This is a genomic window from Myroides pelagicus, assembly GCF_009711055.1.
Classification (GTDB): Bacteria; Bacteroidota; Bacteroidia; order Flavobacteriales; family Flavobacteriaceae; genus Flavobacterium; species Flavobacterium pelagicum.
The window spans coordinates 1-24,895 of the sequence record NZ_WMJY01000010.1; the positions used below are offsets into that span (position 1 = coordinate 1).

At 34.8% G+C, this 24,895-nt stretch carries 20 protein-coding genes; 15 read left to right on the forward strand and 5 right to left on the reverse strand.

The genetic code is table 11. The features are described 5' to 3' along the window. Window positions 1-360 precede the first annotated feature (360 nt). Together GJV77_RS05960 and GJV77_RS05965 are read right to left on the reverse strand one after the other, a co-directional pair. Window positions 361-1,686 carry a sensor histidine kinase gene (locus GJV77_RS05960; RefSeq protein WP_155035467.1) on the reverse strand — a complete coding sequence of 442 codons (1,326 nt, stop codon included), beginning with the start codon at window positions 1,684-1,686 and terminating at the stop codon, window positions 361-363. A 7-nt stretch (window positions 1,687-1,693) separates the two neighbouring features. Beyond that, window positions 1,694-3,046, reverse strand: a complete 1,353-nt coding sequence (locus tag GJV77_RS05965) for a sigma-54-dependent transcriptional regulator (RefSeq protein WP_155035468.1) — start codon at window positions 3,044-3,046, stop codon at window positions 1,694-1,696. A gap of 154 nt (window positions 3,047-3,200) precedes the next feature. On the opposite strand from GJV77_RS05965, the gene GJV77_RS05970 reads away from it, so the two are divergent. The 11 genes from GJV77_RS05970 to GJV77_RS06020 all read left to right on the forward strand — a co-directional run bounded on the left by GJV77_RS05970 (window position 3,201) and on the right by GJV77_RS06020 (window position 15,994). Then, window positions 3,201-4,442 carry an efflux RND transporter periplasmic adaptor subunit gene (locus GJV77_RS05970; protein WP_155035469.1) on the forward strand — a complete coding sequence of 414 codons (1,242 nt, stop codon included), beginning with the start codon at window positions 3,201-3,203 and terminating at the stop codon, window positions 4,440-4,442. 4 nt (window positions 4,443-4,446) lie between these two features. Continuing rightward, window positions 4,447-5,151, forward strand: coding sequence for an ABC transporter ATP-binding protein (locus GJV77_RS05975; protein ID WP_155035470.1), 705 nt, complete (start codon window positions 4,447-4,449; stop codon window positions 5,149-5,151). 3 nt (window positions 5,152-5,154) lie between these two features. Beyond that, window positions 5,155-5,910, forward strand: a complete 756-nt coding sequence (locus tag GJV77_RS05980) for a GIN domain-containing protein (protein ID WP_155035471.1) — start codon at window positions 5,155-5,157, stop codon at window positions 5,908-5,910. 1 nt (window position 5,911) lies between these two features. Beyond that, on the forward strand, window positions 5,912-8,323 hold the full coding sequence (locus GJV77_RS05985; protein WP_155035472.1) for an ABC transporter permease: 2,412 nt from the start codon (window positions 5,912-5,914) through the stop codon (window positions 8,321-8,323). Window positions 8,324-8,383: 60 nt separating this feature from the next. Then, window positions 8,384-9,220, forward strand: coding sequence for a GIN domain-containing protein (locus GJV77_RS05990; RefSeq protein ID WP_155035473.1), 837 nt, complete (start codon window positions 8,384-8,386; stop codon window positions 9,218-9,220). A 34-nt stretch (window positions 9,221-9,254) separates the two neighbouring features. Beyond that, a complete protein-coding gene (locus tag GJV77_RS05995; protein WP_155035474.1) occupies window positions 9,255-11,684 on the forward strand; it encodes an ABC transporter permease in 2,430 nt (809 codons plus the stop codon). After that, window positions 11,677-12,972, forward strand: a complete 1,296-nt coding sequence (locus tag GJV77_RS06000; protein ID WP_155035475.1) for a TolC family protein — start codon at window positions 11,677-11,679, stop codon at window positions 12,970-12,972. The genes GJV77_RS05995 and GJV77_RS06000 overlap by 8 nt, the downstream gene beginning before the upstream one ends. A gap of 118 nt (window positions 12,973-13,090) precedes the next feature. Continuing rightward, entirely contained in the window at window positions 13,091-14,221 is a 1,131-nt protein-coding gene (locus GJV77_RS06005) for an Mrp/NBP35 family ATP-binding protein (RefSeq protein ID WP_155035476.1), read from the forward strand. Window positions 14,222-14,241: 20 nt separating this feature from the next. Beyond that, window positions 14,242-14,481 (forward strand): NifU family protein, encoded by a 240-nt coding sequence (locus GJV77_RS06010; RefSeq protein ID WP_155035477.1) that lies wholly within the window; start codon window positions 14,242-14,244, stop codon window positions 14,479-14,481. Window positions 14,482-14,600: 119 nt separating this feature from the next. Next, on the forward strand, window positions 14,601-15,653 hold the full coding sequence (locus GJV77_RS06015; protein ID WP_155035478.1) for an NAD(P)/FAD-dependent oxidoreductase: 1,053 nt from the start codon (window positions 14,601-14,603) through the stop codon (window positions 15,651-15,653). Window positions 15,654-15,655: 2 nt separating this feature from the next. After that, on the forward strand, window positions 15,656-15,994 hold the full coding sequence (locus GJV77_RS06020) for a 2Fe-2S iron-sulfur cluster-binding family protein (RefSeq protein ID WP_155035479.1): 339 nt from the start codon (window positions 15,656-15,658) through the stop codon (window positions 15,992-15,994). Window positions 15,995-16,145: 151 nt separating this feature from the next. Here GJV77_RS06020 and GJV77_RS06025 read toward each other — a convergent pair whose 3' ends face one another. Beyond that, a complete protein-coding gene (locus GJV77_RS06025; protein ID WP_155035480.1) occupies window positions 16,146-16,859 on the reverse strand; it encodes a DedA family protein in 714 nt (237 codons plus the stop codon). A 23-nt stretch (window positions 16,860-16,882) separates the two neighbouring features. Beyond that, window positions 16,883-18,115, reverse strand: a complete 1,233-nt coding sequence (locus GJV77_RS06030) for a dicarboxylate/amino acid:cation symporter (RefSeq protein ID WP_155035481.1) — start codon at window positions 18,113-18,115, stop codon at window positions 16,883-16,885. 564 nt (window positions 18,116-18,679) lie between these two features. On the opposite strand from GJV77_RS06030, the gene GJV77_RS06035 reads away from it, so the two are divergent. From GJV77_RS06035 to GJV77_RS06050, 4 genes are all read left to right on the forward strand, one after another. Then, on the forward strand, window positions 18,680-20,581 hold the full coding sequence (locus GJV77_RS06035) for a S9 family peptidase (RefSeq protein WP_155035482.1): 1,902 nt from the start codon (window positions 18,680-18,682) through the stop codon (window positions 20,579-20,581). Window positions 20,582-20,704: 123 nt separating this feature from the next. Beyond that, window positions 20,705-21,904, forward strand: coding sequence for a C1 family peptidase (locus GJV77_RS06040; protein ID WP_155035483.1), 1,200 nt, complete (start codon window positions 20,705-20,707; stop codon window positions 21,902-21,904). Window positions 21,905-21,926: 22 nt separating this feature from the next. Continuing rightward, a complete protein-coding gene (locus GJV77_RS06045; RefSeq protein ID WP_155035484.1) occupies window positions 21,927-22,754 on the forward strand; it encodes a mechanosensitive ion channel family protein in 828 nt (275 codons plus the stop codon). A 147-nt stretch (window positions 22,755-22,901) separates the two neighbouring features. Further along, on the forward strand, window positions 22,902-23,486 hold the full coding sequence (locus tag GJV77_RS06050) for a DJ-1/PfpI family protein (RefSeq protein WP_155035485.1): 585 nt from the start codon (window positions 22,902-22,904) through the stop codon (window positions 23,484-23,486). Window positions 23,487-23,808: 322 nt separating this feature from the next. Here the strand turns inward: GJV77_RS06050 and dusB are convergent, their stop codons facing one another. Next, window positions 23,809-24,801 carry a tRNA dihydrouridine synthase DusB gene (gene dusB, locus GJV77_RS06055; protein ID WP_155035486.1) on the reverse strand — a complete coding sequence of 331 codons (993 nt, stop codon included), beginning with the start codon at window positions 24,799-24,801 and terminating at the stop codon, window positions 23,809-23,811. Between the last annotated feature and the right edge of the window lie 94 nt (window positions 24,802-24,895).

A 24,895-nucleotide genomic window follows, 5' to 3' on the forward strand; every position in this document is an offset into this window, starting at 1 on the left:
TTAAATGCTGTTGCATTTATTTGTTGAATCTAAGCTACTTAAATGAGTGGATGAATATTTAATAAGAATATAATTTTTTCAAAAGAAGTAACTTGTTTTAGCTCATAGCGCTTTCAAATTGACAGTATCTGTTGCCAAGCTTCTGCTATACGTGCAGTATTCCTGCAGTTTACTAGCCCAGAAGCAGGTTCTTGGCAAGGAAGGTGCAGGAATACTGCACGTATAGGTCAAGAAAGCACGGAAAAAAATTGTCTGTAAGGTAAACTACCTGTTACAATAGTCGGACTGTTAAAAAAAACCAATATTGACTAAATTATTGGATAGGAGTTAGCTAATATCTGTTTTTCGGTACTGAGCCTATTAATACAACGGCAGATTAATACTAAACACAGTAGTTTCTTCCCTTCTCTGATAAGTAAGATATCCCTTATGTAGCTCCACTATGTTTTTAGATAAAGGTAACCCAATCCCTGCTCCTTCTTCTCTAGTGGTATAGAAAGGTATAAATATTTTGTGCTTTATTTCTTCGGGTACACCATTACCTGAATCAGCAATATCAATGAGTACCCGATTGTTTTTTTCAAATAAGCGAACTGAAATGTTTCTAGTTGGTTGTTTGCATACTGCATGTATGGCATTGGTAAGTAAGTTAATTAATACTTGTTCTAGTTGTTGTTTATCTACTTGTATAGCTTGTGTATCAGCTAAGTTCGTTTCAACGGTTATTTGATGTTTTTCGAAGATGGGTAGAAGGGTTTTGAGGGTATTTGTTAATAGACCTTTTAAGTTGACAAGTTGTTTTTTAGGGCTAGGTAGCATCGTAAGTTTGCGGTAATTGTCAATAAATTGTTGGAGGTGGTTGGTTCGATTGACAATCGTTTGTACGCTTAGTTTGATATCGTCAATATCTTCTTCTGATAGATTATCTGTTTCGTTTAAAATTTCTTGAGTATTGTGCGCAAGGGAATGAATAGGAGTCAGTGAGTTCATTATCTCGTGAGAGATAATTTTCATTAAGTTTTCCCAAGTGTCTTTTTCCTTTTTATCTAACACATTTTGTATGGAGTCTAGTAGTACAATGAAATATTCTTGTTCCTGGCTAATAGTAGTTGAGGTTTGCAACATGAACGTTTGTTTGCTCTCTTGTTCTATTTGAATATCTATAGAACCTTTAGACTCTTTAAAGTTGAGCTGGACTAAATGGTCAGTTAATGAAGGCAGAAGTCTATTTAAGTTGTACCAAGTTCTAATGTTCGGAATGTCAAATAATTTTGTAAAATAATCATTGATAAAGAAGACTTCCAATTGATCATCTTTGCGTTCAAAGATAAGAATTCCAGTCTCTAAGCTATTTAATATATTGAGATAGACAAGTTCACGCACTTCATTTTTCTGTTGATCGGCTTGTCGTTTCAGGTACAGTTTATGTAGATTATTCAATAACTCGTTATCTTGAGGTTTAGATGATTTTAAGCTGTAGTCTTCATATAGCATCGCTAGTACAATTCGGTCAATAGTATTGTAGAATTTTTTTTGATAAAAGTAGAACTCGACAAACAAGAGTACAATAAGACTACAGATAAATGCAAATGAATAATACAGCTCTTGATTAAAGATGAACATAGCAGTAAATACTAAAATCAGAATAAGTAGTAAACGGAAAATAAGGTTGAGATGAAAAGACATAAGCGATTTAATAGTCGTTTTTAATATTGTATTTTTCTAGACGTCTGTATAAAGCTGCTCTAGATAATCCAAGTTCATCGGCTGTTTGAGAGATATTGCCTTGGTTTTTCTCTAGTGCTTTGATGATGGATAAGCGCTCCATATCTTGTAAGGTGTTTTCTTCCGTATCACTTTGTTCTACCATAATGGCAGAAATCCCAAAGTTGCTAAGTACTAATTGATCCGTTTCTGCTAAGATCATTGCGCGTTCGATACGATTTTCTAGTTCTCGTATATTTCCCTTCCAGTCATACTGTTGTAGCGCTTCAAAAGTATCCTTATTGATTGAAGAAATATTGCGATTGTACTTAGTAGCATATTGTTCAATGAAGAAATTAACTAGAGGTATAATATCTTCTTTTCGCTCTCTCAGGGGAGGAAGGTTTAGTACCACGGTGTTGATGCGATAGTATAAATCTTCTCTGAACATTTTGTCGTTTACTTCCTTTTCGATATCTGTATTTGTAGCAGTAATGATTCGGATGTCTACAGCACGTTGTTTGGACTCACCTAAGCGAATGACACTTTTCGATTGGATTACTTGCAGTAGCTTCGCTTGTAGGTGTAGTGGTACATTACCTATTTCGTCTAGAAAGATTGTTCCTCCATTGGCTGCTTCGAAGCGACCTTCTGTATCTTGCTTGGCATCAGTAAAAGCTCCTTTGGCATAACCAAATAACTCGCTTTCAAATAGGTTTTCGTTTAGCGATCCTAAGTCGACGTGGATAAAAGGCTGGTCTTTTCTAGGGGAGTGGTCGTGTATATATTTAGCCAAGACGTATTTACCTGTTCCATTTTCGCCAAGGATAAGTGTATTGACATCTGTAACAGCCACGCGATTTGCCATTGTGTACACTTTTTGTATTGAAGGAGCTATACCAAGATAAACTTGTTGATCAGCTGTTGATTCTTCAAGGGTAGTTAGTTTTTTACGTGTTTGTTTGACAGCAGTTTTGACAGTCTCTACTAGTGCTTCATTATTCCAAGGTTTAAGTATATAATCAATTGCTCCAAGTTTTATTCCTTCTACTGCAGTTTCTACATTTCCAAACGAAGTCATTAAGATGACCTGTGTATAAGGAGAAATACGCTTAATTTCTTTAAACCAGAAAATACCTTCTTTTCCATCTTCAAATCCCAAGCGAAAATTCATGTCTAATAAGACTACATCTACAGTGTTTTGAGATAAGTATTCGATTACTTTTTTAGGATTTGTATGGGTGTTTACTGTTTCGAAGTGACGTTTTAAAAGCATTTTAGCTGCAATTAGAATTTCTGAATTGTCGTCGAGGATAAGAATATTAGCAATTGTTTTTCTCATAGTAGTTGAACGGTTTTGCGATATCGGACAAAGTAGTGTTCGTATTCGGACAGTCTGTTTTTATATTTTTATTGTAAATGCTTGGTAAATAGTCTGCTAGTTATTTAATACTATTTGGCATATTTTTTCTTTTAAATACTTAAAAAAGAGTGCTATGGACAAAGTATTACCTCGTAAAAATAGAAAAAAAGTTAAAGCTATTGTAATAGTAATTGGGATATTCCTTTTAACTTTCATTACTTATAAGACTTTCTTTCAAGATGTGGTATTGAATGTATCAAAAAAGGAGGTGCGTATTCGTGTGGTGGAAGAGGGGTATTTTGAAGATTATATTTCTTTTCAAGGACAAGTAGAACCTTTACATTCTATGTTGGTTAATATCGTGGAAGGTGGTGCTATACAAGAGTTATTTGTGGAAAATGGTGCGATTGTAGAAACTGGTGAGCCGTTGGCACGACTATATAACCCAAGTACAGAATACAGTTTTATGTCTCAAGAAAATGCTTTGATCGAACAGATGAATAACCTCAATGTTAGTAAGATGAATATACGCAATCAGGAAATTAATTTAACAAAGGATTTGTTAAGTGTACAGCACGATTATAAAGAGGCAGAATTAATGTATGAGCTGAATAAGAAGTTATACGATCAAGAAGTATTGTCGAAAAGTGATTGGGAGAGGACTAAAGAAACTTTCCGCTATCAGAAAGAGCGAAAATCATTGATAGAGCAAAGCATAAGTAAGGAAAAACAAACGAGTGAAGTACAGCTAGCACAGATTGAGCAGTCATTATATGTGATGCAAAAGAGTTTAGTCAAACTACGTGAAAACAAAGAGAACTTTCTGTTAGTAGCTCCTATATCAGGGAGGTTGTCTTCATTCGATGTGATTTTAGGAAAGACTTATACAGCAGGAGAGAGTATCGGAAAGATAGACGTCATGAAAGGATATAAACTAGTGGCTCAAGTAGATGAGTTTTATCTTGAGCGTATTCAAGTGGGGCAAAAGGGACAGATTGATATGAAAGGTGAGTTAGTAGCAGTAGAGGTGAAGAAAATCATACCCGAAGTAAAGAGTGGGCGATTTGAGGTTCAACTAGATTTCATGATAGACAGAACATTGAAATTACAAGAAGGAACAAGTTTTGGGGTAAAGTTGTTTTTATCAGGAAAGGATAAAACGTTGTTACTTCCTAAAGGTAATTTTTACCAAGAAACCAAAGGGGAGTGGGTATATGTCGTAAAAGGAGATAAAGCAGAACGTAGAAAGGTAGAATTAGCAAGAGAGAATCCAGCTTATTATGAAGTGATTTCGGGATTAGAAGTCGGAGAAGAAGTGATTATATCTAGTTATAGAGATTATTTAAGAGTAGAGTATTTGAATATAAAAGAATAGTATTATGGTAATAAGAATTAAAGAGGTGTCTCGCGTGTTTCAAACAGAAGAAGTTGAAACAACAGCGTTAAATAGAGTAAGTCTGGAAGTAAGAAAAGGTGAGTTTATCTCTGTGATGGGGCCTTCTGGATGTGGTAAGTCCACTTTACTAAATATTATAGGGTTACTCGATAGTGCTACAGAAGGCAGTTATCAGCTATTAGACAAAGAAATGGTAGGACTGACAGAAGGACAACGATCAAAGGTTAGAAAAGAGAACATAGGTTTTATTTTTCAAAATTTCAACCTCATCGATGAATTAAGTGTCTATGACAATATAGAACTACCACTGTTGTATAATAAAGTGCCAAGTGGAGAACGCAAAAAGCGGGTGATGGAAATAGCTGAGCGCTTAAACATCGTTCATCGTCTCAAGCACTACCCACAGCAATTATCCGGAGGACAACAGCAACGTGTAGCAGTGGGAAGGGCTTTGGTTAATAATCCAAAGATTATTTTGGCCGATGAGCCAACTGGTAATTTAGATAGCAAGAATGGAAGTGAGGTAATGGAACTATTGACGGAGTTACATCAACAAGGAGCAACTATTATAATGGTTACGCACTCTAATCATGATGCTTCCTATTCGGAGCGTACAATTCTGATGAAGGACGGTATGATTCTTTCAGAGCGAGTAAATACAAAAATTGTTGATGTTTTTTCAGAGTAAGTTATGATGCGATTTATTATTAGTTTTTTCTTGACTCTAGTAGCTCTAGTGGCAAGTGCACAGGAGACAAAATTTGTTTCAATACAAGGAGATATTAAGACCCTATCAGTGTCTTATCCGATGAATGTTTATATCGATGCAGATACATCTAGTGATCAGGTTAAAATAGAGGCAAATAGTGAGGTGATGGAGTATATCGTCGTTAAGCAAGTTGGTCAGAAACTAACTGTTGCTCTAGATCACAAGGACAAAAAAAGAGGAGGACTTACACTAAAGACAGTGAATATTTATATCAGTCAACAGGGAATAGAAAAGTTCGTTGGAGAGGCTGCGGCAAAGATAGTTGTAGAAGGAAGGGGAAAAGTCGGTACATTAAAAATAGGACTTGATTCAGGAGCATCTTTAGTTGGAGATTTTCAGGCAACGAGTGTGCAGTTGAATTTAGATTCCTCGAGCAGGTATGAAGGAGATATTTCGGCAACTAAACTAAAAGGGAATATTGATTCAGCGGCGATTGCTAAAGTAACTGGAGATGTAAAGATTTTAGAAGTAGATGTGGATAGTATGGGGCAGTTTGAAGGAAGTGCGTTAATCGCAAAAGAGGTATATGTAAAAGCAGATTCGATGGGAAAAGCGAAAGTATACCCTACGGAACAATTGAATGCGTCAGCGGATTCAATGGGAAGCATAGAGTATTATAATACCCCCAAAATATTGAATACAACAATGGATTCGATGGGAACAGTTAAAAAGAAATAAGATGTTAAAGAACTGGTTAAAGATATATTGGTATCAAACAATGAAGCACAAGATGTACTTCTTGTTGACTGTTATCGGTCTGGCTATTGGTATAGCAGCTGTGGTATTGTCGTCATTGTATTATCTGGAGGAATCTAGTTATGACCAGTGGAATCCGAATAAAGAGAAAGTATTTGTTGTAGCAAGTCAACTTGATAAGGACAATATTTGGACGAAGCTTCCATATCCGTTTAAGGAGAAGTTGATGGAATCTTCATCGATTGATGATGTATTGTTTTTAAATGATTATTACGAGAGTGGGCATTTTGTTATCGATGGGAAGATTAAAGCTTATAATCATTTAGTTGAGGTTGAATCTAATTTTTTTGATTTTTTTCCTTACAAGGTTATTAAAGGAGATAAACAAAAACCATTTACTGGGCCGAATACTGCTGTATTGAGAGACAAAATGGCTACTTATCTATTCGGAAATATAGATCCTATTGGTAAAGTAATAGAATATGATCAAAAAGAATATGTAGTATCAGGAATATATTCACTTGAAGAAAAAAGAAGTTCTTTTCAGGCTAATATTTTAGTCAATAGTCAAGACGATAAATTAAAGGAGAATACGAATTGGGGTAGTTATAATGCGACCGCCTGGGTAAAACTAAAAGATGCCAGTAAGAAGCATGAGATAGAACAATTTATTCAGAAACTGATGATTGATAATCTCTATCGCAAATTAGCGAAAGGAGAAGGGGTAACTTTAGAAAAGTATATGGCTAATGAAAAGCTGGAAACATATAGTTTACATCCTTTGGAAGGACAGCGTATGCTCAAGAATAAGATGCATAACGGAACAGCTGAGCGTACTGCTAATGTACAACTACTTTATATCATGTTAGGGCTGTCCACTTTAATTCTAATTCTTTCTGTACTTAATTATATTAATATGGTTACTTCTCAGATGATAGTTAGAAGTAAAGAGATAGGTACGCGAAAAGTAGTAGGAGCAAGTAAGCAAAGTTTATGGTTACAATCAATTGTGGAGACAAGCCTGACAGTTGTTATTTCATTTGCCTTAGCGATGGTAATAATAGAGTTTGCTTTACCGAGTGTCAAAGTATATCTACAAACAAGTATAGTGTTTAACCTATTTCATTTGCTCCCTTATTTAGTTGTCTTGTATGTTATTCTTGTTTTAATGGTTGGAACAATTCCAGCACTTTTCATGATGAGCTTTAAGACACTTGAAGTTCTAAAAGGGAAGATTGATAACACAAAGAAAGGGTTGCGCCTAAAGCGAGGAATGCTTGTTATTCAGTTTGTTGTTGCCTGTTTTTTTATTACGGGAGCTATAATTGTTCAGAAACAATTAGACTATATGTTAAACAAGGATCTAGGTTTTAGAGGTGAACAAGTAATGGCAGTTAATTATAATGGTAGTATTCCATGGGAGCAAAAGAGAGAGACTTATCCAAGTGTAAAAGAAGATTTACTTCAGATAAGAGGTGTACTTGGGGTGACTACTAGTAGTGTAATATGGGGTTCAGGAGGAAGTAGTAGTAGATTGTATTATAATCAACAATCAGTACAAGTCCAAAACGGAGCAATGGATTACAACTTTTTAGAGATGATGCAGATTAAACTAAAGGAGGGAAGAATGTTGTCCTCTGTATATGCATCAGATAGTATATCCAATGTATTAGTCAATGAAGCAGTAATTACTGAATTGGGTATGGATAATCCAATAGGTAAAACGATTGATTGGAACGAGGAAAAGTTTACAATTGTAGATGTTGTAGAGAACTATCATATGTATGGATTGAAAACGGCTTATATACCGACGATTTTTATGTATTATGAAACGATACCTTGGGCTGGTAATACGATTAATTTCGTCTTATTAAAGCTTGATATGAAGGATGTAGACTATACGATGCGTGAAGTTGAAAAGGTATGGAAAAAAAGAGGTATTACGAATACGAGCATTGATTATGAGTTTGTTGATAGTGTATTTGAAAAGACTTTTCAATCGACAAAGAAGGAACGCAATGTTTTTCTAATATTGAATGGTATTGTCATATTCATTGCGTTGTTTGGTCTGTATAGTTTAGCATCTTTTACAATTAATAATCGGTTAAAAGAAGTAGCAATACATAAAGTTCTCGGAGCGGATAGTAGAGATTTGATAGTTAATTTATCCCTACAATATATATTATTAGCTCTAGTGGGTTTTGTAATCTCTGTTTTTCCAAGCTATTACTTATTAAATGAATGGCTGAAAGAGTATGCGTTTCGCATTGAGATTGGATTATTCCCTTTTGTACTTTGTTTCGGTGTGATCTTGCTATTAACGACTTTAATTGTTTGGATCAAGGCTTGGTCTGCTAGTCGATTAAATATTTTAAGGTATATAAAATACGAGTAATATTTTGTAACAAATGATTGGGTACCAAAGACTAATAAAGAAACTATAAAATTTTAAAAAATGAAAAAAGTAATGTTGTTCTTCTTATTGATAGGAGGAAGTGTATTTGCACAGGTTAAAGAAACACGTCAAGTTAATGACTTTAGTACAATTGGAGTATCACAAGGTATCCAAGTGAAGTTTACTTATGGAGAAAAGAAAGCAATTGAGGTTGATGCAGAGGATAAAGAGTTGTTGGATAAAATAATGACAGAAGTTAGTGCTAATGGTCATCTTTCAATTTATGTGGAAGGGAAGACAGTGAAGAAAAGAAATAGTGTTAAAACAGTATCTTATGGGACGAATGGAAAGTCTGTAGTAGTGACAATTAGCAACCCTACACTAGAAGGTGTATCGGCCAAATCATCGGGTAAATTCGAGTTACTAAATCAAGCGAAGGCTAGACACTTTAAATTGGCCGTTAGTAGTTCTGGAAAATACACTGGGCAAAAGGTAACAGCTGATGAATTGGATATTGATTTGAGTTCTTCAGGTAAAGCAACAGGTGCTTTTAATGTAATGAATGAAACGGAGATTAACACTAGTTCATCAGGCAAAGGAGAGTTTGAATTAACTACGAATGATCTAGAAGTATCAGTAAGCAGTTCTGGAAAGCTTAGTCTCAAAGGGAAAGCTCAAAAAGTGGACGCTCGTGTATCAAGTTCTGGAAAAATTGTAGCCGATGGTCTTGAGACAAAGGAGTTAGAAGGTTCAGCTAGTTCTTCAGGAGCAATGACTTTTCGTGTATCAGAAAAGGTAGAGGCCAAGGCGAGCTCGTCAGGTAAAATATCGTATATCGGCAATCCACAGGTAGAACGTAAGACATCTTCTGGGGGAAAGGTGCATAAAATAGAGTAGGTTTTTAATAAATAATGATAAAATAAGGGTTCGAATGATTGGTAATTGGTTTAAGTTGTATTTAAGACATTTTTGGAAGAATAGGTTCTTTTCGATCTTAAACATGTTAGGATTGTCCATGGGGATTACAGCACTGATTTTGGTGTTAATGTATTGGAAATACGAACACAGTTACAATCAGTGGAACCCTTATAAAGACAGAGTTTTTGAAGTATACAATGCGGGTTTTGACGATGGTGGGTTAAATCCATGGATGCCAGCTCCAATGGCTAACCAATTAGATCAGCTATCAGATGTTATAGAAAGTTATACGTTTTTATGGAATTTCACAAAGAGTAAGAGTATTACAATTGGAAATAGACAAGACTTTGTTTACAATTTAGCAGACCATCAAGCATCCTATCTTGATATGTTTCCTTTTCCTGCAATATATGGGACGATTAAAGACTATCAAGATAATAAGTTAGATGCTATTGCACTAGAACGCAAACAAGCAGAACGCTTGTTTGGTGTAGGAGTTGATCCTGTTGGAGAAGAGGTGATTTTAGATGGAGGGAAGCATGTAATCGTCAGATTAGTTTATGAGGTTCCTGGACCTACTTCAAATGCGCCAGATGCTTTCGTATCGTATAGTGGTGAACAAACGATTGTTGATAAAATTAATGTATGGAATGATCATAATTATAATATTCTAATAAAGCTAAAGCAAGGTATTTTACTATCAGATGTTAAAACTAGAATTATAAATACACTCTATCAACCTTTTTTAGAAGCGTACGCAAAACATGAAGGGATAACTGAAGATGAGTATAGAGCGAAGTATATGCAGGAAGATAGGTATGTGTTCTTTGATTTAGAGCATGCATATTTGAATCCCAAGTCAGAAATATATGGTAGCGGAGAGCATACTCAAAAGATATTGACAAGTATGTTGGTGGTAGCTGTGCTGTTATTGTTTTTATCTATATTGAATACCTTAAATTTGACAATGGTTCAATACTTCAAACGTGCGAAAGAAGTTGGAGTACGCAAAGTATTAGGAGCAGAAAAGGGTAATTTAATTGTTCAGTTTGTTTTTGAGTCTGTGCTTACGACAGTACTTTCATTTGTGCTTGCCCTTTTTTTAATTGAATTATTACTGCCATATTTTAATTTATTAGTTGACCAAACGTTGGTTTTTTATATAGGAGATTTTGTCTTCTTATTCATTGGTATATTAATAAGTATAATTGTTTTAGCGGCAATATTACCTGGTTTATTTGTGGTTTCTTTTAATACATTGACAGTCTTAAAGGGGAATTTTGTGCGCAGTAAGTCAGGTGTAGTAGTGCGCAGTACATTGTTGGTATTCCAATTTGTTATTGCTTTTTTCTTCTTGACAATAGCATTATTTATGAATAAACAGATTACGTATCTCATAAATCAAAATCTTGGGTTTAAAGGCGATCAAATCGTTAATATTAGCTATCACTTGTCGGGTATACAAAATAACTACGAAGTATTCAATGATTTTAAAGAAGACCTTTTGAAAATCAAAGGAGTAGAAGGAGTAACTGCGCATTCACTACGCATTGGTCAAGAAGAAGGAAGCTCTTCTACCAATCGAATTGGAGAGGTTTCTCTTCATAGTGGAAATATCATTGTAGATTCTGACTTTATTAATCTCATGGGAATTCAATTAAAGGGAGGAAGGTTTTTTGATCCAAAATTAAAATCAGAAGGAGAGAATAAAGTGTTAGTTAATGAAACATTTGAAAGAGCATTTGATTTTAAAGAAGGAGTAATTGGCAAGAAAATACAGTGGAATGGTAAGTATTTTGAGATTATTGGAGTAGTTCGAGATTTTAACATGAAAGGATTTACGGTAAATTCAACTCCGCAAACTTATTTTATGGGGAATGCTGCATCTTGGTTTCATTATTTATTAAGTACTGTTTCCGTTAAGATTAGTAGAGATGATGTACAAGGTACATTAGTAAGAATTGAAGATTTTTGGAAAGACCGTGTCGAACCTGTTTACCCAATGAAATATGCCTTTGTTAATGAACAGTTTGCCGATACTTATCGCAAGTCCGTTTATCAAAAAACATTGTTTATGGTATTGATGGGAGTGTCAGTTTTTACTGCGTTACTTGGATTACTTGCCATAGTATCTTTCAGTATTGAGAACAGATTGAAAGAGGTAGCGATTCGCAAAGTAATGGGAGCAGAGGGGAAGAGTTTGATCGTAAATCTTTCTGGTAAGTTTATTATTTATTGTACACTAGGTTTTTGTATTTCAGTTTTTCCAGTGTATTATGCTGTTCAACTATGGCTGGAAGACTTTGTGTATCGTATAGAGGTTGGTGTACTACCTTTTATTCTAGCGTTTATTATTTTGTTGTTTTTGTCTGTTCTTTTAGTAGTTTGGAAATCGTGGCTAGCGACACGTATTAATGTTTTAACCTATATTAATTATGAATAAAGTAGTTTGTTTTTTACTGTTGTTATTATCTATAGTTTCTGTGTCAGCACAAGAACAATGGGACTTAGCTTACTGTGTTAAATTAGGGAAGGAGAATAGTTATAAAGTTATGGTGGCTGCTATGGAAAAACAGGTTGCTGAACGTCAAAAGCAAAGTGTAGTGTCTTATTATATACCCAATGTGTCTTTGAATGGAGGTCAGAATTATAATTTTGGTTCGGCGATTGACCCAACGACGAATACTAGGGTAAGTTCAAATATCGCAACTACTCAATTGTCTTTAGATGCGAGTGTTGATTTGTTTAATTGGTCAAATGTTATTAGTTATCAATTGGATCAATTAGCTGTGAGTATGGCTGAGCTTTCAGAAAAAGAGGTTTGGTTTTATTATCAAAATACTATACTTAGTTCTTTTTTCGATATTGTTGGTTTGCAAGAATATTTAGAAATTCAGCAAGAGCAATTAAGAAATAGTGAAGCGAATTATAATCGTGTGCTCAAAGAAGTAGAGGCAGGGGCAAAGCCGAAAAGTGATTTATATGATATTGAATATATCTATAATAGCGAGAAGATTTCAATTGAAGTTACAGAAAATAGTTTAGATAATAAAAAGCTTCAGTTTATTCATTTACTCAATATAGATACCCGTGAACTAGGTGGTTTTGAGCTGGTGAATAAAGAGGAGTCTATGGAACTTTTTACCGATTATACATTTAATCCTCTACTTGAAAAGTTGCGTTTGCAGAATAGTGTTTTGTATAAGGATAAACAACAATTGAAAGCACAAAACTTACCTCGATTAACTGCTAGTTATCAGTATGGCTCGTTTTATTCTAAGCCTTTTAACTCAGTTGTAGAAACACAAGTTTATGCCTTTTCTAAGCAGTTGGGAGACAACAAAAGTCACTTCGTAGGGATTCGCTTGAGTATCCCTGTTTTTCAAGGAGGAATAGTATATCGAAACGTGAGAAAGAAAAATGTTGAAATTAATCTTAATAGTTTGAAAATAAAGGAAAAAGAGACAGAGCTTAGTAATGAGAATGTACAGTTGGAGCAAGAGATTAATCAGCTAAATAGGTTAAAGGATAAACTAAAGAAAAACATCGAAATGTCTAGTAAATCTTTTGTTACTACTCAGGTTAAATATGAAAATGGTAAGGTTGATATTTTCTCGTTTAATGCAGCGAAAAATCAACTGTTAAATGCTCAGTATGCATTGATTAAAAACAGTCTTAGCCGTCAGTTTTTAGAGAAAAAATTACAGCTAAACAATAGTAATACACTCTGATACTGAGTTTCTAGTGTAATTTCTATTTAGAATATATTAACACAAAAATCTCAATATTTCCTATTATCTTTGCATATAAGCGTTGTCATATTAATTTATTGAAAACTAATCTTATATAATGAAATTAGAGAGAAAAGAAATTCTTAAAGCATTAGAAACAATTACTATTGCTGGAGAAGGTAAAAATATGGTAGAGAGCGGTGCAGTAGCTAATGTAATGACTTTTGGAGATGAAGTTGTTGTTGATTTAGTTTTAACTACACCAGCATTACATATCAAAAAAAGAGCTGAAGTAGATGTGATGAAGGCAATTCACGATCACGTATATGAAAAGGCTAAAGTAAAAGTAAATATCAAAATAGAATCGCCAGAAAAACCAGAAATAAAAGGTAAGGCTATTCCTGGTATTAAGAATATTGTTGCTGTTTCTTCTGGAAAAGGAGGGGTAGGTAAATCTACAGTTACTGCAAATCTTGCAGCTACATTAGCAAATATGGGCTTTAATGTGGGAGTTTTAGATGCAGATATCTATGGACCTTCAATGCCTATCATGTTTGATGTAGAGAATGCTAGACCTATATCTGTTGAGGTTGATGGTCGATCTAAAATGAAACCAATTAGTGCTTATGGAGTGGAAATCTTATCTATTGGATTCTTCACAAAAGGGGATCAAGCAATTATTTGGCGTGGACCTATGGCGTCAAAAGCATTGAATCAAATGATTTTTGATGCAGATTGGGGAGAGTTAGATTTCTTATTAATTGACTTACCTCCTGGTACGGGAGATATCCACTTATCAATTATGCAATCGTTGCCAATCACTGGAGCTGTAGTTGTTTCTACACCTCAAGCAGTAGCTCTTGCAGATGCAAAAAAGGGGGTGTCTATGTTTATGTCTGAAAGTATCAACGTTCCTGTATTAGGTATTGTTGAAAATATGGCTTATTTTACACCTGCAGAATTACCAAACAATAAGTATTACATCTTTGGAGAGAATGGTGCTCGTAATTTAGCACAGGATTTAGATGTTCCTTTCTTGGGAGAGGTACCAATTGTTCAGAGTATTCGTGAGGCTGGTGACTACGGTCGTCCTGCTGCTTTACAAAATGATACTGTTGTGTCTGAGGTATTCGAGCAAGTTACTAGAAATATTGTAGAGCAAGTAGTAAAGCGAAATGATACATTGCCTCCAACTGAAGCAATTAAAATTACTACAATGGCTGGTTGTTCAGCTACAAATAAAAACTAAAAAAAAATCAATCAAAAAATATGGCATCAGAAACTATAAGAGAGAATGTAATCAAGGCGTTAGATGAAATACGTCCATTTTTACAAACAGACGGTGGGGACATCACTTTAATTGATATTGTTGAAGATAAGCATGTTCACGTTCGTTTAGAAGGTGCTTGTACAGCTTGCAGCGTTAATCAAATGACGCTAAGTGCTGGTGTTGAGACTACCGTCAAAAAATACGCACCAGAGATAGAATCTGTAGTTAATGTCGGATAATAATACAAAAAGTCAATCAATTTAAAGGACATTTGTGGTGTTTTTTGAAATTGATTGACTTTTATCATTTCTATTAATTAAAGCAAAGGTGATCTTTGCATAAAAGTAAACACTACATCATGATCGAGACTGATATAATTATTATTGGAGCAGGGCCAACGGGGCTCTTCGCTGTATTCGAAGCAGGGCTTCTAAAATTAAAATGTCACTTAATTGACGGATTACCACAACCAGGAGGACAGTTGACTGAGTTGTATCCTAAGAAGCCAATTTTTGACATTCCTGGTTATCCATCTGTAGGAGCAAGTGAACTTATTGATAACCTAATGGAGCAAATTAAACAGTTTCAACCAGGTTTTACATTGAATGAGGTTGCTGAGCAAATAGAAAAATTAGAAGATGGTACTTTTATTGTAACTACAAATAAAGGAACGAAACACCACGGTAAAGCTGTAGCTATAGCGGGAGGTTTAGGTTCTTTTGAACCGCGCAAACCTGTACTTGAAAATTTAGCGTTCTACGAAGATAAAGGAGTGGAATACTTCGTTAAGAATCCAGAAATGTTTGCTGGTAAAAAAGTCGTTATTGCAGGTGGAGGTGACTCTGCATTAGATTGGAGTATTTATTTGGCAGAATTGGCTGCTGAAGTTCACTTAGTGCATAGACGTAATGAATTTAGAGGTGCTTTGGATTCTGTTGAGAAGGTTCAAGTATTGAAAAACCAGGGTAAAATAAATCTAATTACACCTGCTGAGATTGTTGAGTTAAAAGGGGCAGATCAGTTAGAAGCTGTTGTTGTTGAAAGAGAAGGGGTAAAAGAGGAGATCGTTTGTGATCACTTTATTCCGTTGTTCGGATTAACACCTAAATTAGGGCCGATTGCTAATTGGGGATTAGAGATTGAGAAAAACGCAATCAAAGTAAATAACGCTTTAGATTATCAGACTAATATTTCTGGTATTTATGCTATTGGAGATGTTAATACTTACCCTGGTAAGTTGAAGTTGATTTTGTGTGGTTTCCACGAAGCGACTTTAATGTGTCAAAGTGTATATAATACACTTAATCCTGGTAAGAAGTTTGTTCTGAAATATACAACTGTATCAGGTATTAATGGTTTTGATGGTTCTCGTAAAGAAGCAGAAAAAGCAGTAGTAAAATCAATTGACTAATTATGGCTGAAGATATTAAAATAACGATTATTGACCGTGAAGGAGAAACGCATATTGTAGATGCTCCAACGGATATGGGAATGAATGTTATGGAGGTTGTACGCGCGTATGAACTAGCACCAGAAGGGACAATAGGTATTTGTGGTGGTATGGCAATGTGTGCTTCTTGTCAGTGTTATGTTTTGAATGCTGATGAGATAGAACTACCAGAGATGAATCCAGATGAAGAAGCAATGCTTTCTGAAGCATTTCATGTAAAAGATAATAGTCGTTTAGGTTGTCAGATACATATTGATCCAAGTTTAGAAGGACTGAAAGTACAATTAGCTCCAGAGAGTTAATTATAATGTGACTTTTAATACATACAAAAAAGGTTTGACAATTGTCAAACCTTTTTTCTTTGACTTAACTAAGTCAAAGAAATACAATAGTTAAAATAAAAAAAGCTCCTATTAGTAAATTGATAGGAGCTTTTTTGTATAGATCATTATATTAGTTTACATCATCTACGTCTGTTTGATTAGCAGCTTGTTTCTTTCCTTTGCTCTTTACTAATTTAATAACTACAGGTAAAGTAGTTGCTAAAACTAGGAATAATACAATGTACTCAATGTAGTGTTTTAAATTCACTCCATAGCTTTCTAGTAACCATACTTGTAGGTAGTGCCCCGCAAATATCAATGAAGTTGCCCATAAGAAAGAACTGATCACGTTATAAAACATAAATCGCTTAAGATCCATGCGAACAATTCCTGCGATTATCGGTGCAAACGTTCTTACTACAGGTATGAATCTTGCAAAGATAATTGCTCTTCCTCCATGTCTTTCGAAGAATACTTTTGATTCATATAAGTACTTCTTTTTGTATATAAAGTTGTCTTTTACATTGTATAGGTAATTTCCACTTTTTGCTCCAAACCAATACCCAAAAGAGTTACCTAATATTCCAGCAAGGGCTACCAAGGTAGATAATAGGGCTACATTTAAGAAGTCGCTATCGATGTTGAAAAGCTCTTGCATTAGGGCTGTACTATATATTCCTGATAGGAATAGTAAGCTGTCTCCTGGTAAAAAGAAACCTGCAAATAAACCTGTTTCAGCAAATACAATGAATAATACTACGTATATACCAATTGAGTGTCCCGCTATCTGTAGGTTTATATAGAATTCTGGGTTAATGAGTTGAGAAATATGAAATTCTTCCATAGTGTTTTTATCGTTTGTTTGTTTTATTCGTGTTCGTTTTGTGTTTCAAATTTATCAATTGCAGCTGTTGATAATCCATTACCCAAAACGTTTGTCATACTTCTTCCCATATCACAGAAGTGATCAATAGGTAGAATTAAAGCAATCCCTTCAGGAGGAATATTAAACATTGCACATGTTGCTACAATTACAATTAGCGATGCTCTTGGTACGCCTGCTACTCCTTTACTTGTAACCATTAATACTAATAGCATAGCAATTTGACTACCTAAAGACATTTCAACTTCGTATATCTGAGCAATAAATATACTGGCAAATGTCAAGTACATCATACTTCCATCTAAATTGAAAGAGTAGCCCAAAGGTAAAACAAATGAAACTACTTTTGGAGAACAACCGTATTCTTTTAAGTTTTCTACTAATTTAGGGAATACAGCTTCACTACTAGTTGTTGAAAAGGCAATTAATAGTGGTTCTTTTATTGCTTTTAATAAGCGCCATACGTCTTTGCCTAAGAATAAATATCCAACGAAGATTAAGACAATCCACAAGGCAATTAAACCTCCTGCAAAGGCTAATAGATACTTTCCGTAAACTAAGAAGATTGATAATCCATTTAATGCAACTACACCAGCAATTGCTCCTAGTACTCCTAGTGGTGCTGTCCACATGACATAAGTTACCATCTTTAAGACTACCTCAGATATCTTGTCAAATAGAGTGATGATTTGATTTCCTTTCTCACCAAGTGTTGTTAGTGCTATACCAAAGAATACTGCGAAAACGACAATTTGGAGGATTTCATTATGAGTAAAGGCTTCAAATACACTTTGAGGAATAAGGTGTTCTATAAAGGACTTTAGGCTTAATGCGTCTGTCTTAGATACTAGATCACCTGCGTCCTGCATATTTTCTAAATCAAACTTGGCATTTACTCCAGGTTTGAAGAAGTTTACAAATGCGAGTCCAATGGCTAAAGATATGAATGAAGCTGTGATAAACCATGTCATGGCTTTTACTCCTACGCGTCCAACCATTTTCATATCTCCCATTTTCGCGATTCCAACTACGAGCGTTGTGAATACTAATGGTGCGATGATCATTTGGATTAAACGGATAAAGATTGTCCCAAGTAAACGAATGTTACTTGCAAAGACTTCTTTGTACATTGGAAACTGATAAAATACGGCACAACCTAGTAGTACACCAATAACTAAAGCAATAATAATTGCGATAAAAAGTTTGTTGTTTTTCATCTACAATAAAGATTTGTGCGTGAAAATAGTTATTTTTTTATTATAAATTTCTTTTTCACAAAAAAATAACTACGACGAATGAATATTTATATACTATTCAAAAAACAGTAATGCTAATTTAGGAATGAATTATTCTCTAATAATTCGCGTCTATTGAACAGTTTGTTTTTTGATTGTTGGTTTTTGTAATTCCAAAACCTTGCCAATTTGTTATCCACTTAAAAATATTAATGTTTTTCTCACTTTTTTAGGTCTTTTTTTATTGTATTATTTTATTCAATTGAATTTATTTGCTCAGAAGAGTTAAACATTGTCTTTTTTGGTAAAAGATATAGTCAAATTACTCACGCGATGAATTATAATTATCACGTATACTTTTTGATGTACTATTGCTTTGTTTTTCTTGTGTTTAGAAGGGATAAGCTTCAGCATGAGGTAAGTAATCTATCTTTGATAATTCTCGTGATGTGTAATGTCATATTGTGTTGATACGCTTATTCTCTACTTAGAAGATTTGAGAATAAAATTAAAAGTTTAAATTTACGCTTTTATAAATCCCTAACAATGAAGAAAATATTTTTATTTGCCTTGAGTTTAGCTAGCTTTAGTGCTATGGCGCAAGAGGTAATGACTAAAGAATTACTTTGGAAACTAGGTAGAGTTACTCCTCTAGGAATTTCAAAAGATGGTAAAAACCTGATCTATAAGGTTGGCTATGCTAATATGGAAGAGAATAACTTTGATTCCAAAACTTATCAAGTTCCTTTAGCAGGTGGTGAAGCGATTGAAGTAGCTGATTATAAAGATTTATTACAGGATAAAAATGTATCGCCTGACGGTGAATTCATTTTAATGGACAAAGCTGTTAAGATGAATAGTGTTTTAGGCAGAGATTTATATCCTGAGATGACTAAATCTGACGCATATGTTTATGATGGTTTAGATTATAGACATTGGGATACTTACAACGATGGTAAGCATAATCATGTATTGTATGCTCCTATGGGTAAAGATGATCAAGCAATTGACATTATGCCAAATGAACCATTTGATTCTCCTCAAAAACCTTTTGGTGGTGATGAGGATTATATTTGGACGCCAGACGGAACAGGTATTGTTTATGTGTCAAAGAAGAAGTTTGGTACTGAATATGCATTAAGTACAAATACAGATCTGTATGAGTATAATTTAGAGACTAAAGTAACAAAGAATTTGACTGAAGAGAACTTAGGGTATGATACAAACCCTACATATTCTCCTCAAGGGCATTTAACTTGGTTACAGATGAAGCGCGATGGATATGAGGCAGATAAGAATGATTTAATCGTTCGCTTTATGGGGGTGGACCAAAATCTTACAGCTAATTGGGACGGTACTGTAGCTAGCTACAAATGGAGCAAAGATGGTGAGAGTATTTATTTTACAGCTGCTGTTAGTGGTACTGTACAATTATTTGAAGTAAACTTCCCTGGTAGAAAGCGTATTGCACCAGTTGTGAGACAATTGACAGATGGTATGTTTGATGTGACAGGTATCGTTGGTATAGAAGACGATAAAGCTATTGTTACACGTACAGATTTTAACCACGCTACGGAAGTGTTTTCATACGATTTTAAAAAGAAAAAATGGAATCAGATTACAAAAGTTAATGATGAAATCTATTCTAAAATTGCACTAAGCAAAAGCGAAAAACGTATTGTGAAAACGGTTGATGGAAAAGACATGGTAACGTGGGTTATTTATCCGCCAAACTTTGATCCGAACAAGAAGTATCCTACATTATTATATGCTCAAGGTGGACCTCAATCTGCTTTATCTCAGTTTTACTCTTTCCGTTGGAACTTCCAATTGATGGCTGCGGAGGGATATATTATTGTCGCTCCAAATCGCAGAGGTATGCCTGGTCATGGTGTTGAGTGGAATGAAGCGATTAGTAAAGATTGGGCTGGTAAACCAATGCAGGATTATTTAGCTGCAATTGATGATGTTGCTAAAGAAAAATATGTAGATAAAGATAGATTAGGTGCTGTTGGTGCTAGTTATGGAGGATATTCTGTTTTCTATTTGGCTGGTATTCACGAAAAGCGTTTCAAGTCTTTTATTGCTCATTGTGGTGTATTCGATTTAGTGAGTATGTATGGAACGACAGAGGAGGTTTTCTTCCCGAACTTTGATACAGGTGGTGCTTATTGGGATAAAGATAATAAAGACGCTCAAAATGCGTATACTAACTTTAATCCAATTAACAATGTTGATAAATGGGATACTCCTATTCTTGTTATCCATGGAGGTAAGGACTACCGTGTGCCAATTGGACAAGGTCAAGCTGCTTTCCAGGCTGCTCAATTAAGAGGTATTAAGAGTAGATTTTTATTCTTACCGGATGAAAATCACTGGGTTGTTCAACCACAAAATGCTCAAGTATGGCAAGGTGAATTTTTCCGTTGGTTAAAAGAAACGCTTTAATTGAAGTATTTATTTAGATATAGTGAGGCTATCCATATTGGGTAGCCTCTTTTTTATAAACTTGAGTTAGATTTGGTATAGATATATAGCTTTTTTTATCTTTACGGCTCTAACACCTAAACTATGTATATAAATCAAATTAAAGTATGGGCTTTAGCCGCTGTTCTATCAGCTGGTTTTTCAGTGCAGTCTTTTGCACAAGATAATCTTGTAAACGCATTAAAGTATAATGCGAGTGAAAAGAGTAAAGAGCTTTTTCAGTTTACTCCAGTGATTGATATTGAGAATACGTCGATTAAAAATCAAGGGTCGTCAGGAACTTGTTGGAGTTATTCAGCAAATTCGTTTTTAGAGTCTGAGATGATGCGTATGGGAAAACGACCAGTCGAAATTTCTCAAATTTTCTCAGCGCGTAATGCTTATGTGGAAAAAGGAAAAATGTATGTGCGTATGCATGGTGCTGTTACTTTAGGTGACGGTGGTGCATTTCACGACGTGATTAATATGTATCGCAAATATGGTGCTGTTCCTCAGTCGATTTATGATGGACTGAACTATGGTACTACTAAGAATAAGTTCGCTGAAATGGCTGCTATTCAGAAAGGAATATTAGATGCTGTTGTTTCTAATCCGAATAAAAAATTGACTCCGAATTGGGAGAAGGCATATACCGCTGCTATTGATGCTTATTTAGGAGAAGTTCCTGAGAAATTTACTTGGGAGGGTAAAGAATATACGCCGATGACTTTTGCTAAAGAGGTAGTAGGAATTAATGCAGATGATTATATTGAAATTGGTTCTGATGTGAATTATCCTTGGTATGAGAAATTTGTACTTTTAGTACCGGATAACTGGGCGTTTGACCAAGTGTATAACGTGAAAATGAATGAACTTACTGATATAGTTGATCATGCAGTAAATAACGGTTTTACTGTAGCGTGGGCTGGTGATGTAAGTGAAAAGTATTTTAGCTGGAAAAACGGTGTAGCTTTCGTACCTGAAAAGGATTGGGAAGATATGACAGATGAGGAGAAAGATGAGATGTTTAATGGACCTAAACCTGAGCGTAAAGTAACTCAAGAGATGCGTCAAGTTGCTTTTGACAATTATACAACTACAGATGACCACGGAATGCATATCGTAGGTATTGCTAAAGATCAAAATGGTCGTGAGTATTATATCATCAAAAACTCTTGGGGTGTGACAAATGACTACAAGGGCTATATGTATATGTCTAAAGAGTTTGTGAAGTATAAGACTACTGATATTATGATTCACAAAGACGGTCTTTCTAAAGACATGAAAAAGAAATTAAAACTTTAAACTCAAATAAATTAAAATTGTTATGGAAAAAATCTCCCTAGGGGCAGAAGCATTTATGGAAACAGCTCTTAAAGCGTTCCCTCAAGTAGCCGTCGGTTTACTAATTCTTATTGTTGGAACGTATGTTATTAAGTTAATATTGAATACGTTGCGAAATCGATTTGAGAAGAAAAATCTTGAGAAGTCATTAAGTGGATTTTTGTTAAGTATGATTAAAGCAATATTGTATATACTGCTTTTGATTACAGTTGCCACTAAGATGGGAATTGAGATGACTGTATTTACTGCAATGTTTGCCTCTGCTGGTTTAGCGATTGGTCTAGCATTACAGGGAAGTTTATCTAACTTTGCTGGAGGTGTACTAATCTTGTTATTCAAACCTTTCAAAGTAGGTGATTATATATCTAATACAGGTAATACAGAAGGTACAGTGGAGCGTATTGATTTGTTATACACAACATTGACAACAGCTGCTGGATTAAAAGTGTTTAGCCCAAATGGACCATTAGCGAACTCTGTTATTACGAATTATAGTGAAATCAAATCGAGAAGATATGACTTTGTGGTTGGTATTTCTTATAATGCTAATATCAAAGAGGCTAAAGAGGTATTGTTGAAAGCTTTGAATGCTCATCCAGCTATTTTAGATACTCCTGCACCGAATATTTTCGTGAATAGTCTTGCAGATAGTTCAGTGAATTTGAATGTGCGTGTTTGGATCGGAAATGATGATTTCTGGAATGTAGTCTTTGAAGTTCAACAATTAGTGAAAGAAGCTCTTGATGAGGCGAACATTGAAATTCCTTTCCCTCAAAGAGATATTCACATCGTGTCTGACAATACCAAATAAGAATTATTTTTTATTTCATATTCAAACGACCTATAGCGATATAGGTCGTTTTTTTATGACATTTAGTTTTATTTTGCTATAATTAATAGCATTTATTAGTAGCTGTTTTGCTATTATATAGTGTATTTTTGTTTAAAAGATTAAGAAATGAAGCAAACAATATGTATTTATTTATTTGAGGGATTTTCGGATTGGGAAATCTCTTTTCTGACTCCTGAATTGAAAAAATTAGACCAATGGAAGGTGGAGTTTGTTACCGATGATGGAAAGGAAGTAACTTCAATGGGAGGGTTAAGAGTAATTCCAACCAAGCCAATTCATGCTATTGATTTTAGTAATGTGGTTTTGTTGATAGTACCTGGAGGAAAACTATGGGAAAGTGAATTAGCAAAACAGACCCAATTGTTTACTATAATTGATGGACTCAAAGGAGATCAATGTATGATTGCAGGAATATGTGGTGCTACGGTATTATTAGCACAGAAAGGCTTGCTAAATGATAATATGCATACAAGTAATGATTTGAATTATTTGCAAGCAATGGTGTCTGAATATAGAGGAGCTGATCTTTATTTAAACCAAAATGCAGTGGTTGATCACAATATTATTACGGCTAATGGTATTTCACCAATAGAGTTTACTAGAGAGATCTTACTCGTATTAAATGTGAATAAAGAATATGTAGAACAATGGTTTCAATTGTTCAAATACGGTATATGGAAGGGAGAGTAAAAGGGATTGAATTGAAATAGAAAATTGCACTGTTTGTTAGTGATGCGATAAAGACTTTGTTCTTGTCGTTGTAAAATAGTATAAACTGAAAGGAAGAAGTAGTATTTTGTTTATGGAGTACTGCTTCTTTTTTTATTTGCAATGATAGCAATTTGGTCGGCAGTTAGTCGGGTAGTGGTCGGGATATTTTTGCCTAAAATATCCCGATCATGTCCCGACCACCTCCCGATCATATCCCGACCATTCGGAAAAAGACTTGTCTCTGTTTTCTCAACTGATTAAACATAGTTAGCCGAATTTTGTTTGGTAGGGTGGTTATTTTTTACTCAATAGTATAGTCTTTATATTCCTCAGCGATAAGGTCGAAAAGGTTAAGTAACTCATTCACATCGTCAGTTGTTACTAATTTTAAACGATGAGGTTTGAAACCGTGGATTCCCTTAAAATAGTTTGTGTAGTGTCTTCTCATTTCTACAATTCCTAAACGTTCCCCTTTCCACTCCATAGACCAAATCAAATGGTTTTTTGCAGCTTCCAGTCGATCTTTCATCGTAGGAGGGGCTAGTGTATTTCCTGTCTCGAAAAAGTGTTTTATTTCGTCGAAAATCCAAGGGTAACCGATAGCAGCACGGCCAATCATCATACCGTCTAATCCAAATTTTTCTTTGTACTCCAAAGCTTTTTGAGGACTATCTATATCTCCGTTTCCAAAGATTGGAATCTTGATGCGTTGGTTATTTTTGATTCGTTCAATATGTGTCCAGTCAGAATGTCCTTTATACATCTGAGCACGTGTACGGGCGTGAATCGTCAAGGCTTGTATTCCTACATCTTGTAAGCGTTCAGCTACTTCGTCAATATTAATGGATTCATCGTCCCATCCTAATCTTGTTTTGACTGTCACAGGGAGATGAGTACTATCAACAACTGCTTTAGTCAAGCGAATCATTAAATCAATATCTTTTAAGACTCCAGCTCCAGCCCCACGCGAAACTACTTTTTTTACAGGACAACCAAAATTAATGTCCACTAGGTCTGGCTGTACAGTTTCTACAATTCTTGCTGATTCAGCCATTGCTTCTTCGTCTCCACCAAATATTTGAATTCCTACTGGTCTTTCATAGTCAAATATATCTAGTTTCATTTTGCTTTTCATAGCATCTCGAATCAATCCTTCTGAAGAAATAAATTCAGAGTACATCAAATCAGCTCCGTGCGCTTTGCATAAACGTCGGAAAGGAGGATCACTAACATCTTCCATTGGTGCCAAAAGTAATGGGTGATCAGGGAGTTCTATATTGCCTATTTTTACCATAGTTGTTATTCGGAAATTTGACGCAAAAATACAATATTTTTGTTTTCTTATCGTATTCTATTCCTTTTTGCCTTTTAGCTTATTCTGTAGTTAG